Annotated in this window: 10 protein-coding genes and 2 pseudogenes; 3 read left to right on the top strand and 9 right to left on the bottom strand. The window is 42.1% G+C overall.

The window, feature by feature from the left end:
- The first annotated feature begins 126 nt into the window (after positions 1–126).
- On the top strand, positions 127–942 hold the full coding sequence (locus CDG79_RS35600) for a transposase (RefSeq protein WP_262985869.1): 816 nt from the start codon (positions 127–129) through the stop codon (positions 940–942).
- Positions 943–1016: 74 nt separating this feature from the next.
- Here CDG79_RS35600 and CDG79_RS35595 read toward each other — a convergent pair whose 3' ends face one another.
- The 5 genes from CDG79_RS35595 to CDG79_RS35580 form a co-directional block, all read right to left on the bottom strand.
- Positions 1017–1367: a phospholipid-binding protein gene (locus tag CDG79_RS35595; protein WP_094346309.1), complete on the bottom strand. Its 351-nt coding sequence runs from the start codon at positions 1365–1367 to the stop codon at positions 1017–1019.
- A gap of 215 nt (positions 1368–1582) precedes the next feature.
- Positions 1583–2224, bottom strand: a complete 642-nt coding sequence (locus tag CDG79_RS35590) for a phosphatase PAP2 family protein (RefSeq protein WP_094346308.1) — start codon at positions 2222–2224, stop codon at positions 1583–1585.
- A gap of 460 nt (positions 2225–2684) precedes the next feature.
- Positions 2685–2840 carry a hypothetical protein gene (locus CDG79_RS43045; protein ID WP_189525246.1) on the bottom strand — a complete coding sequence of 52 codons (156 nt, stop codon included), beginning with the start codon at positions 2838–2840 and terminating at the stop codon, positions 2685–2687.
- A 71-nt stretch (positions 2841–2911) separates the two neighbouring features.
- Entirely contained in the window at positions 2912–3973 is a 1062-nt protein-coding gene (locus CDG79_RS35585; protein WP_223278541.1) for a YncE family protein, read from the bottom strand.
- Positions 3974–4175: 202 nt separating this feature from the next.
- On the bottom strand, positions 4176–5084 hold the full coding sequence (locus tag CDG79_RS35580) for a class I SAM-dependent methyltransferase (RefSeq protein WP_094346306.1): 909 nt from the start codon (positions 5082–5084) through the stop codon (positions 4176–4178).
- Positions 5085–5578: 494 nt separating this feature from the next.
- Here CDG79_RS35580 and CDG79_RS35575 point away from each other — a divergent pair.
- A pseudogene (locus CDG79_RS35575) lies at positions 5579–6031 on the top strand (POTRA domain-containing protein); the annotation flags it as partial.
- 133 nt (positions 6032–6164) lie between these two features.
- Here the strand turns inward: CDG79_RS35575 and CDG79_RS41700 are convergent.
- Entirely contained in the window at positions 6165–6344 is a 180-nt protein-coding gene (locus tag CDG79_RS41700) for a hypothetical protein (protein WP_143855677.1), read from the bottom strand.
- A 173-nt stretch (positions 6345–6517) separates the two neighbouring features.
- Between CDG79_RS41700 and CDG79_RS35570 the strand changes: the two genes are divergently transcribed.
- Positions 6518–7312, top strand: coding sequence for a glycosyltransferase (locus CDG79_RS35570; RefSeq protein WP_094346305.1), 795 nt, complete (start codon positions 6518–6520; stop codon positions 7310–7312).
- Positions 7313–7318: 6 nt separating this feature from the next.
- Here CDG79_RS35570 and CDG79_RS44425 read toward each other — a convergent pair.
- The 3 genes and pseudogenes from CDG79_RS44425 to CDG79_RS35555 form a co-directional block, all read right to left on the bottom strand.
- Positions 7319–7750 (bottom strand): annotated as a pseudogene (locus CDG79_RS44425) (PIG-L deacetylase family protein); the annotation flags it as partial.
- Between the two features lie 18 nt (positions 7751–7768).
- On the bottom strand, positions 7769–10810 hold the full coding sequence (locus CDG79_RS35560; RefSeq protein WP_094346303.1) for an efflux RND transporter permease subunit: 3042 nt from the start codon (positions 10808–10810) through the stop codon (positions 7769–7771).
- On the bottom strand, positions 10807–12195 hold the full coding sequence (locus tag CDG79_RS35555) for an efflux RND transporter periplasmic adaptor subunit (RefSeq protein WP_223278540.1): 1389 nt from the start codon (positions 12193–12195) through the stop codon (positions 10807–10809). The genes CDG79_RS35560 and CDG79_RS35555 overlap by 4 nt, the downstream gene beginning before the upstream one ends.
- Between the last annotated feature and the right edge of the window lie 208 nt (positions 12196–12403).

The raw sequence follows: 12403 nt of genomic DNA, 5'->3' as shown, positions 1-12403 counted from the left end.
CCCGTTCATAGGTTTCCGTAATTTTCCGCCGCAAATCTATAGAGTATGGTTTCATTGCTGACAATTTTGACTCATTTTCTCTTTATAGTACATTTGATTGTCTCTCACTCAACTGAAAACCGCTATATGAACACTCATGATATTAAACTAGCTCGCCAATTATATCAGTTTCTTAATCCCTTAGATATCCTTTTAGGGGATAGAGCTTTTTGCGCTTACGCCGATCTGATTGCTATTAAAAAAATCAACTGTGATGCCGTATTTCGTAAGCATCAAGCTCGAAAAACTTCCATGAAAAAAGGCAAAATTATTGGAGACTGCGATAAATTAGTTACTTGGTATAAACCGAAAATCTGCCCCAAAGGATTGAGCCAAGATGAATTTGATGCTCTACCCCAAACCATAACTGTGCGAGAGATTTACTATTACATTGTTATTCCTGGTTTTCGTACAGAAAGAGTTAGCTTAATCACTACTTTATTAGATAAAGTAACTTATTCTACTCTGGATATTGTTGGGCTTTACGGTCAGAGGTGGGATGTTGAGCTAGATTTAAGACATCTCAAAACTACCTTGGGTATGGATGTTTTACGCTGTAAAACTCCTTCAATGGTACGCAAAGAGATTTATGTTTATTTACTTGCTTACAATCTACTTCGTGGTTTGATGTGGTCGGCAGGTACTACTTACGGTACTTCCCCGTTACGCCTGTCACTGCAAGGTACTCGCCATCATTTAAATAACTTTATTCCCGAATTGTTAGCTACTTCTTCAACAAAACGTCAGCGAATTTATCACACTTTACTCAAAGTTATAGCCCACGAGGTTGTTCCCGATCGCCCAGGTAGAAGTGAACCACGAGTCCGCAAACGTCGCCCAAAAATTTACCCCTTGATGACCAAACCCCGGCACGAATTACGAAAGCAATTGCAAACTGCTTAAACCGCAAGTGTTTCGGCTTTTCTTAGTGCCATTCGTTCATGCGGTTAATTTTCTAATATTTAATTCCCAATATTTTACCCGATACTGACTTCATCACTCTGCACATCACTAGCGCCACTCACCGCTCTGGCAGTCTCTACTAATTGTGCCAATATCTCTTGTGTTGCTACTTCTCCCTTTAAAACTACGGTACTTCCCAACTGAGCAACGTAGACAGAATCAATCTCATCAAATTGCGAGTCTTCGTCAAAAGCTAGGGCTACTCTTTTTGCTAAACCACTTTGGTCATATTCTCCATTTAGTCCGACTCGCTCCAGGGGAATAGTTTCTCCTGATTCGGAAGAAGAAGCAATTAGAGTCGGATCTGGGTTAACTTGAGCATCTTCTGGTAATTCAAGTCCAAACAGTCTTTGTAACCAACCCATAACTGTAATTTCTCTTATCGTACAGATTTAAATACAGTTAATTATTGCACTGATCTGCGCTCTGAACGCTCAACAGCAGTCTCACAGTTCTAAAATCACTCACTATCAGGTTTGTTATCTGAATCTATTAGTGCTTAGTACGAAAAATTATCAGTCAACCCATACATGAACCAATGTTGCATGAGTTCCTCACGACTGAACGAATCGCACGTTTACTATTGATATCTCCGGCGAACTTGATGCGGGTTGATTAGCAAGCTGACTCCAACTGTCCAGCCCAATGCCACCATCCATCCTGCTAATACATCACTTGGATAATGGACTCCTAGATACAAACGTGTCCAACCAATTATTAAGACAAACAGGGTTCCGATAATCAGAACAAACCAACGCCAACGGCTGTTCCAACTCAAAATGCTCAAAGCTGCCACCAAAGTCATGCTAGCCATCGCATGACCACTAGGAAAGCCATAATCAAATTCTGGAGCAGGTGATGTCCACAGATGAGGACGTGCCCGGTGCAGCAACAGCTTAACCGTCTGATTAATGATTATACTGCCCACCGAGGCGATGAAAAAGTACTCTAAAGCACGCCACCGTTGTCGAATCAGTAGGAACAGCACAATCATTGCTGCTGCTGGGAATACCCCCCAAAACACCCCTAACTTCGTCAAGTGTAAAACAAAAACATCTAGTTTCGGTTGGGCAGTGCTGTGAATCGCTAATAATAGAGGAACATCGAACCAAAATCCGCCTTGTTTCCAGACATCCTCTGCTAAGTCCCCAAATATCAGTAAGGGAATAAATCCGCCAAGCAGTAGGAGCAGTACTGCCTTCCGACTTCTGGTGAGGCGCATCAACTTGCTCCCACATTAATTAATTAATTAATCTTTCTCTAATGCTAGCGCTATCGGTGTAGCTTGAGGTTTCCTCTAAGAAAAAGTTGAAATTACAGCGCCATGTTCAAAGGTTCTGGCAATTTCATCACTCGTCTCTGAATTGCCGTTTAAATGGGATATCAACAGAACAAAACAGAACAGAACAGAACAGAACAGAACAGAACAGAACAGAACAGAACAGAACAGCTACAAATTGCCAGTTGTTGACCCAATGCTGTAGAAGAACTCAGCAGCCAACCCACAGCGCTCGGTCATCGCAACTCTTGGAGACGCTGCGCGTTAAGCGAAGCTATGCCGTTGGCGAAGCCTCTTGAAGAGAAGGCTTTACGCTACAACTGGCTAGTAATGTACTAGAAATATAATCAATGTATAATGGCTTACCCGTTGTAGGCGATGGCGTAACCGCCAAGAGGAGGCATCACACAACCTGAGTTAAACTATCTTTGCAAGCGTACTGTTTCCAAGCGGCTGGTAAATTTTGATGGGCGAAGGCGTACCCACCCGCTTTAGAGCGATGGGCTTCGCCCCACCACAGGTGATTGCCCATCAGCAAGCCCAAAACTAATTCCCCCAAACCACCATAAACTCTTCTTATTTAGCTGGAAACAATACGAACTAGAAACTCGTTCCATGAGTGCAGCAAAGTCAATCTCCTAAAACCAGAATCACAAAAGTACCAGGGATAATACTTGGTCGAGATCGTACTTGTCCTGAGACGGGGGTAGAAGTTGCTGAAAACTTAGCTGTGTCGAAATATAACTTATGGGTCTTCAAATCTAACGCCATTGTCCGCGCACCTGGCTGGGTTATGACGTTATTCACAATACTAAATTTATCGGCAGAGTCCTCATGTACTACTGTTAGTGAACCTTCACCGTTTGAACTGAAAGCTAATCTAGTCACTGGATCATAAGCGATCGCATCTGTCCCCTTACCAATTGGCAGTGTAGCTTTAATACTTCCTGTATTTGCATCCACTACACTCATCAGTCGGTTTGTGCAACCGATGAATAAACGTTGATGCTGTCTATCTATTGCGATACCAGTTGGTTCTGAACAAGGTTTGAGCGCCCAATGTCCCTTTACTTGGAGATTAATAGCATTGATTGCGACGACTTCGTTTTTATCCTCTAAATTCACGAAAATCCGCCCTGAGTCATCGGCGGCAGCAAATTCTGGTTTGCCACCTAAAGCGATTGTCCCCAGAACTTTAGTAGTTTTGGCATCAAAAACAGTTGCCGTGTTGCTCAAGCCGTTAAAAGTGAAGACTTTTTTGGACATAGGCTCATAGACAATTGCATCTGGGTTAGAACCAGTTTTTACTTCTCCTATAACTTGTAATGTTTTTAAATTGAAAACAGTAGCTGTTGCCGTCTTACCATTACTAATAAAGCCACGATTTAATTCTGGGGCAATGGCAACCCCATGTACTCCAACAGTATGAGGAATTTCGCCTACAACCAACCCCGTATCAACATTTAATACTGTTACCCTTGTAGAGCGCGTAATATATAGGCGACGGGCTGAACTATCCAATGTTAGATAATCCCATCGTCCTTCTCCACCTAAAGGTATTTTTTTTATTATGTGGTAGTTCGGAGTTGGTAATGTGCCACTAATTACCGCATTGTGAAAGCAAAAGCTCAAACCGGACATTAATACAGAGGCAATACCTCTGCCAACCCTACGAGAAAGTATGGTGTTCAAAATATATTCCTTTCCTTTTACAATTATTTTTCGGATATTACCAAACTTCGATTGTATTGGGAGCAGTGCCTCAAAGTCAGCTGCTAAAAATTAGGGGGATAAATCGAATGGCACGCTTGTTTTCACCAAATTCATAAGGGATAAGGATCTCTAGGATGTGAGGGGGTAGGGGATATTGGTCAAAAAATAAGAGGTTGTTGAATCATCTCTTTTCAAAAACCTCCTTTGTTTTTACTAGATCGCCAACGGCGGGGCTTCTCTCAAGCAATACAACACTACCTTGCTGCTGAATTTTTTCCCAATATTCATTAGCAACCAATTTCATAATTATTTCTAGTAACCAGGTAAATTTTATCCCTCGGTTGAGTCGGTGTAACTCTTTCCATGCAGATACAGATTTTGCAACTTTCCAATTATACTGTTGAAAAAATTCTGCCCCTTGCTCAGGAGCAAATAACAAAGTTTTATTTCCATTCGCAAAATATTGGTCGAAAATTTTGCGAGCGTAAACTTGATCATAATCTTTTAACGCTAATGATGATTCCAATTCAAATAGCCACCAATTCAGATTAGATTGCTCATAAATATCGGTTGCAAGTAATGCTACTTGGGTTTCATGTAGATATGATAGCAACCCTTCTGTAATCACTAGCGTCTGTCTTGTTGCAAGATTAATCTCGGAAAAAAAAGTTTTTCTCAATGCCACGTTAGTAATATCGAGTTGGACACGCTCAAGAGAACACAAAGGTTGCTGGTCTTTAAGTATTTGTTCTTTGTAAGCAATGATTTCCGGCAGGTCAACTTCAATCCAACGAAGTGATGCATCTAAAGGTAATCGATAGGGTCGAGTATCTAACCCCGCAGCCAAATTGATTACAGTGTCAATATTTTGTGAATTAACTAACTGTAAAATCAAGTGATCAATAACATAAGTGCGGATGGCAATCGCATTTGTAATTTTGTCTTTCTCCCCTATAACCTCAACAAGCATTTCACCTTTTCCACCAGCTAACATCCGCGCTAATGGATCTTTAAATAATGCATCTATACGTTCGCTTTCCAATGCGCGATACATTGCCACTAAATAGGCAGTTTCGGCAAGATTAATCATCGAATAAAGTATTATTTGTGATTCTGGCTAGACTTTAAAAATATTGCAGATATAAAATCCTAAAACTTTAGGCAATATTAAAAATTGCACTTTTGTCTCACACTATAGTAACAGCAGCTACTATCATTTTTGCGTAATTTTTTATTGCATTCAATCTTTTGATTAGCAAGAAAGGCATCTATGCAGAGGGCAGAAGACAGAAGGAATACTGCCTGCTGCATAGATGCCGCAACCAAACGGGTCTTGGGTTTAAGCCCCACTCCAAAATCTCTGCCACAGGTGTCCTGCAAGACGCTCCTGCGTCGCTACCGCTTCGCTATCAGTGTAGGTCTGAACACGAGTGCGTCTCTAAGAGTTGCCTACACGCTCATCGCAACATAAGTGCCTCCCTGCCTTCTTCACAGTTTAATAACCTGGATGAGTAAGGTTGTTGGATTGAATTATAGAGAACAAAAGTCAAGAACTCGGAAAGATTTGCTTCAATTTAAAAAAATATACTAAGTGAATGCAAGAAGGCAAATGCACAAACTGCTGACAGTTTAAAACAGACAACAAAGGTTTTTATACCAAGAATCAATCAGCAGTCGGAAAAAGACTCCGACACCACTCTTGGTCAAAATAATGCCAACGCGCCTGCGGCAATACCTGTATTTCCCATAACTCCAGGAAATACTCAAACCAACAAAGCCCCAGAAGCCCGTGTGTTGATATCGGAAGTAGCAGTTAGATATCAGGTAGGTAAAATCTTACCAGAACTAGAAAACCAAGTATACAAAGTAATTCGTACTCAACCAGGACGAACCACAACCCGCTCCCAATTGCAAGAAGATATAAACGCTATATTTGCTACTGGCTTCTTCTCCAATGTTCAAGTAGTGCCAGAGGATACCCCTTTGGGAGTAAAAGTAAGCTTTGTAGTGCAGCCTAACCCTGTTCTGACAGCGATCTGGGAAGTAGTACCAGATCATCTGAGGTGCTGAACAAAAACGGTACTGGCTACGGTTATGGTCTTGTGTGACTTGAAGAAGATTTTGGACAAGGTTTGGAAGGAGAAGTTGGACAAGTTGTAAGCTGAAATACTTATAACTTCGTTAAGACATTAATCAAGCGATCGCAACTTTGGATAAAGAAAATGGACATAATAACAAAAATGGAAGAAGAAGATGGACGTAAATTCATATAAATACTACTCAGATGCCAACTTTTTCCTAACTCGTGGGATTTCTTACTAGCGTTGCGATCGCTTGCCGCCCTTGGCATTGCTATTAGCAAAACCTTTATCTTGCATACAGGGAGATAGTTTGAGCAGTTTAGCTTTCCTTTATGTGATTTTTTGGATATTTTTGGAAGGTAAAGTTGGACAACCATTTTTAGAAGGTAAAGGTTGTAATCAATATGTATCAACTAAATCGAGAGATTAATGCTTTAAGTCAATGGAAATTTCTGCATCTGCTTTTTTGACAAATATTAACCTAACAGTTATCGACGTTTTAATATTAATTCTTTGCTTGTCAGCTACCCTATTTTATTGTTACTCAATCTATTCAGCAGTTGTCACCTTTGGGGAATCCCATATATATGCTCCCAATTTTTCTCCACCCATTACTATCCTGAAGCCAATTTGCGGACTGGACAGAGATATCTACGAAAATTTAGCAACATTTTGCCAACAGGAATATTCAACTTACCAGATTATATTCAGCGTCCTCAGCCCACAAGACCCGGGAATAGATGTGGTCAAACAAATTATCCGAGACTTTCCAAGGCTGGATATTCATTTAATAATCTGCGAGCGCATTATTGGGGCAAACCTAAAAGTAAGTAATCTAGCAAATGCTTTATCTTTCGCCAAATACGAAATCCTAGTTATTGCTGATAGCGACATTCGAGTTGGAGAAGACTACTTACAGCGAGTTGTACAACCACTACATGACAACAAGGTTGGTGTTGTCACCTGTTTATTTCGTTCGGTGGCGGAAGGATGGGTAGAAATTTTAGAAGCCATTGGAACTGCTTGTTATATTCATGCTACTTCTTTAGCTGGTAAACAATTAGAGGGGATGAAATGTGCTTTTGGTTCAACCATTGTAATTCGTAAAGAAGTACTCAAGGCAATAGGAGGGTTTGAAGCGATCGCTGATGATCTTGCGGATGATTTCCAACTCGGCTACCTGATTATCTTTTCGATGAGGAACATAAATTTCCCCTGGTTTAAAAGTCCGTATTAGTTCAAAAATTGACTTAATAGTATTTTCATATTGCTCATTAGTTAGATGGCTTAAAGTAGAATCCATCAGGTTAAAAAAGTGAATGTCTGATACTTCTACCCCTAAAATATGTAAAGCCGTTGTTGCTTCTTGTTTACGAACTTGAATAAGATTCTCTGGTGGTTTAATCCAGGGGGTTGCTGTATGTGATTTTTGCCCATCGGTCAAAAATATAACTTTAATCGGGATTCCCATTTCACGTTTAAGAGCAATTAAACCACCACAACCTAAAGTCTCATCATCTTGATGGGGGGAGAATATTATTGCTGATTTTTGATTAACTGACAAGGGCTGACTTCTAAAGTTTAATAGCCATTGATGAATAATGTAAGCATGGATATAAAGAGGATTAAATATAGGAATATCACCCACTTGATAGAAAACTTTTGTCAGACACATGATAATTTGCATAACATTTCAACGCTGAAATCGAGAAACGATACGAAACACAACTGGGACAAATATTAGAGTAAAAATAGTAGAAAGTGAAAGCCCACCGATAACGGCGATCGCTAGTGGTTTTTGCAATTCTGCTCCTGCACCTAAACCCAAAGCTAAAGGCAGTAAACCCAGAATAGTACAGAGTGTGGTCATTAAAATTGGTCGCAGTCGGACACGACCAGCTTCAAGTAAAGCAGATTCTACAGAATGACCCTCTAAACGTAAACGGTTGGTATATTCCAACAAAATAATTCCGTTTTTTACTACTAAACCCACCAGCAAAATAATCCCCATAAACGATGAAACATTCAGTGGTGTCTGAGTAACCCACAAACTCAGCACTACTCCTAAAAGCGCTAAGGGAATTGTCGTAAAAATTACTAGTGGTTGTAATAAGTCACGGAATTGTATAACCAGCACCAGATAGACTAGCAATACTCCCAAACCCATGACCATCAATAATTGTGAAAAAGACTGCTGCTGAGAAGCAATTAATCCACCGACTGAGAGGATGTAGCCTTGAGGTAGTTTGAATCCGGCTAATTTTTGATTGATATCTTGGACAACCGAACCAAGATCGCGTTTTTCCACACCACCTTTAAAGGAAACGTAACGCTGCTGATTCTCACGCAAAATCGCTTCTTCGCCTGTTGTTGGTTTAATCCTAGCTACAGCAGAAAGCGGTAATGTAATGCCATTCGTACCGACAATTGGGATTTGGTCTAGTTGTTGCGGATCTCGACGCACACTGTCTAAAAGGTGAACTCGCACATCTACTAACTTGTCACCCTGACGAATCTGAGTTGCTACCCGTCCAAACAAGCCATCCTGTACTTGCTGTGCAACGTCTGATTCTGTCAATCCTAACTGTCCGGCTTGTGTAGAATCAACGCGCATATCTAATTGCGGTAAGATCACTCCTCCACTAGATACCAAGTCTACCAAACCAGGAATATTATCAATACGGGCTTGAACTTGCTCTCCTAATTTACGCAGAATACCTGGTTCTTCGCCAAAGATGCGTACTTCTACTGGACTAGCTGCACCAGAAAGGTCGTTAAGTTCATCTTGGAGGATTTGGTGAAAGTCAATATTTACCTGGGGTAACTTTTGAGAAATATCTTGCCGTTGAGCTTCGATGATATCAAAGACTTGGCGTTGACGCTGCCCCGGTGGTTTGAGGACGACAATAATATCGCCTTTATTCGGCTGAGTCGCAAATAAACCATTTTCTGCACCTGTACGCCGTGTCCAATTTGTTACTTCAGGGGTTTTGCCGATAATTTCTTCCAATTGGCGTGCTAGAAAGTCCGTTTCAGTTAAGGATGTTCCCGGCGGTGTGAGGTAATCAATGATATAGCTGCCTTCATCAAAAGTTGGTAAAAAATCCGAACCTAGCTGAGTAAATAATACTGCCCCGACTGCTAGTAGAGACAGTGCGATCGCACCAACCCAATGCGCTTTCCCAAATACAACACGCAGTAGCCGCGTATAAGTATTATCCAGCTTAACTAACAATTTTGGTTCTGAGTGATTTGACTGACGCCGCAGCCAGCTTGCTGCTAGTAGAGGAGTGAGAGTCAGGGCCAACAGTAGAGAGAAACCAACCGCAGCAGTTAAGGTAGTGGTCAAACTAGTAAAAAACTGTCCGGCAACACCTGATAACAGTCCCAAAGGCAGAAACACTGCTACTGTGGTGATCGTGGAACTAATTACGGGTTCAGTTAATTCAGCCATTGCTGCGGCTACGGCTGCGATTGAGTTCAAGTCTTTTTGCAGTTGGCGGTCGATGTTTTCAATTACCACAATCGCATCATCAATTACCAAACCAATGGCTACCGCTAGTCCTCCCAAAGACATGAGATTCAGACTTTGACCAACGAAGGATAACACCCCAAAAGCCGCAAGTGCAGACAGAGGAATAGTGATGGCAGCAATTACTGTACTGCGCCATTCTCGTAAGAATACGTATAGTACAATGATAATCAGGACAATACCAATAGCAATAGAATCGCGGACATTAGCGATCGCGTCTACAACTAATCCAGATTCATCGTAAGCTTTAGCGATTTGCACTCCTGGCGGCAAGCTTTTTTCCAGCGACTTAATTTCCTGCTGTACCGCCTCAGCTACAGCTACAACATTACTATTCGGCTGACGGAAGATATTTAGTGTTAATCCTGGTTGACCCTTGGCACTAACAATTTGGGTGCGGTCAGCCTCACCCAAAGAAACTTGTGCCAAATCCTCTAAAAATACAGGTTTACCAGCACCTTTCGTCGTTACCACAATCCCTGTGAGCGCAGACGGGTCTATTGGCTGACCATTGGTAACTATTAAATTTTGCTGGTAGTTATTATCTAGTTTACCTACTGCTTGATTCTGAGTTGAACGCCCAATCGTGTCGGCAACTTGTGATAAACTCAAACCAGAATTTTGCAAGCGATTCGGGTCAATCTGCACCTCCACTTCCGGGATATTTCCCCCTTGAAGATTGACAAGGGCAACACCTGCAACTCTGCTTAAATAAGGCAAGATTTGATACTGAGTAATCGAGTACAGGTCTGTTTGCGCTAAAGTATCGGTGGTGACGTTGTAGCTGAGTACCGGAAAAATGGCGGGGGTAACTCGCTCAACCGTGAGGTTAACACCAGCTGGCAGGGTACTCCGTACTTCATTAATTTTGGCTTCCAATTGTTGGAGAGCCTGCTGCATATCAGTCGTGGGCTGAAACTCTATTGAGAGTTCTGTAGAGCCACGGGCAGTCTTTGAGCGGATCTTCTGGACACCATAAACTTGGTTAGTAGCTACTTCTAAAGGACGAGTCACGGTGAGGACTACCTGTTCTGGGGCAACATTCCCAGCTTCAGCAATTACGGCAATCCGAGGAAAGGATAATTCGGGATAAACTCCACTGGGCAGATTACTGTAAGCTAATATACCTAAAATTGCCATGAACACAAATATTAGGTAAATTGCTTTTGCTTGAGATTGTAGTAGTTTGGTAAAACGAATCATTGCTTTACCTCTTCTATAGGAGTACCATCTGCCAATCCGTAAGCCCCTTTAGCTACCACTCTTTCATTACCTGTTAATCCTGACACAATCTCAACGCGGGAAGCAAAGCGATCGCGAAGCGCTGCTGCAAGCAGTTCGCCACTCGGTACATTGCTCTGCTGGATACCAATTTGCACTTTTTTTCTTTCCAACTTCCCAGCTTTGACGGTATAAACCATACGTCCATTGGGATTTTCTGGGTCTGAAACCAACGCCGTTTGGGGCACTGTAATTGCTGCTTGATGAATATCTGTAATAATAGACACAGTGACAATTTGGTTCTCCTTTAACCGCCCACCAGAATTGTCAACGCGGATTTGGATATTCCGGGTATTACTCTGGGGATCGACAATTGGACTAATAGCCGTGACAACACTGGAATAGCTTCCCTCGGTTAAGCTGACGATTTTGGCGCTTTGACCAACACGAATATTAGCTTTTTTGTCGGCGCTGATGTTGGCATTGACTATCACTTTTGATAAGTTGACGACCTGAATGACTGGTGTAGTAGGGTCAGTGGTATCACCAATATTCAGAAAGCGGTTAGCTACAACTCCAGCGATGGGGCTGCGGATATCAGTAAAGCTGAGTTGAGTTTGGGCTTGCTCGCGGGAAGCATTAACCTGTTTCTCTTGAGCAATTGCAGCAACAAGTTGAGCTTGGGCTGTTTCCAATTGAGATTGAGCAGCAATCACATCTTTTTCGGGCGCGACTTGTTGTACAGCTGCTTGGGCAGTGTTCAACACAGCTTGAGCCGTTTCGATTTGATTTTGGGCAGCAATCAAGTCTTTTTTGGGTGTTATGCCTTCTTTAAAGAGTTTTTGTTGTCGTTGTAAGTTATTTTGGGCAAAAGTGAGATTGCTTTGAGCTTGAGCAACACCTCCTCTTGCTCCTTGAATACCGGGGTCTGTGGCTTTTTGCGTCGGATTCAGAGCTTCGTTGTAGAGGCGGCGCGATCTCGACAAATTCTTCTGGGCAAGTTCCAAAGCAGTGCGTGCTTGAGCAACACCCGCTTGGGCTGAACGTAACGCTGCTGTTGCTTGCTTTACCTGATCGAGACTTTGACGATTATCCAGACGAGCTATTATCTGTCCTTTCGCCACCTGCTGACCAGGTACTACGGTAACGGCTACAAGTTTTCCGGCTACAGCTGGGCTAAGTTTAGCACTCATATTCGGAGAAGCGCTAACTGTGCCGCGAATGTTGACTACTACAGGTATATCCTGGCGTTGCACGTCAACAACAGGTAAAGATACTACAGGAGGAGTTTCGGTGTCTGTTGGGTCTTTCCCTTGACAACCAATTAGCAACAGCATCAGCAAAATAGTGGTAAAGATGTTTGGCAAGGGAAGTTTCCCCGGCAAACACCCCGCTGGTTTAAGGTGTTTTGGGGACATCGGTGTTGTGAATCATAGACAAAGGTAGATTAACGCTCTTTTATTACTCTCATGAGAGTATAATTAGTTACTAAGAGTTTAACTTAGCAAGGGTATTTAATTGGGTTCAAGAACGGCTACCTCCACGATCACCGTGGTAGATCAGTACTGCGATGCC

Origin of the sequence: Nostoc sp. 'Peltigera membranacea cyanobiont' 232, from assembly GCF_002245985.1 — a bacterium.
In the GTDB taxonomy this organism is placed as follows: domain Bacteria; phylum Cyanobacteriota; class Cyanobacteriia; order Cyanobacteriales; family Nostocaceae; genus Nostoc.
Note: the sequence above shows the minus strand (reverse complement) of the source record. Positions and strands in the feature narration are given on the sequence as shown.

What these genes read in the sequence shown, in the direction of transcription:
- CDG79_RS35595 (WP_094346309.1), bottom strand. Translation starts at nt 1,367, where the DNA reads ATGGGTTGGTTACAAAGACTGTTTGGACTTGAATTACCAGAAGATGCT.
- CDG79_RS35590 (WP_094346308.1), bottom strand. Translation starts at nt 2,224, where the DNA reads ATGCGCCTCACCAGAAGTCGGAAGGCAGTACTGCTCCTACTGCTTGGC.
- CDG79_RS41700 (WP_143855677.1), bottom strand. Translation starts at nt 6,344, where the DNA reads ATGCCAAGGGCGGCAAGCGATCGCAACGCTAGTAAGAAATCCCACGAG.
- CDG79_RS35600 (WP_262985869.1), top strand. Translation starts at nt 127, where the DNA reads ATGAACACTCATGATATTAAACTAGCTCGCCAATTATATCAGTTTCTT.
- CDG79_RS35570 (WP_094346305.1), top strand. Translation starts at nt 6,518, where the DNA reads ATGGAAATTTCTGCATCTGCTTTTTTGACAAATATTAACCTAACAGTT.
- CDG79_RS35580 (WP_094346306.1), bottom strand. Translation starts at nt 5,084, where the DNA reads ATGATTAATCTTGCCGAAACTGCCTATTTAGTGGCAATGTATCGCGCA.
- CDG79_RS35560 (WP_094346303.1), bottom strand. Translation starts at nt 10,810, where the DNA reads ATGATTCGTTTTACCAAACTACTACAATCTCAAGCAAAAGCAATTTAC.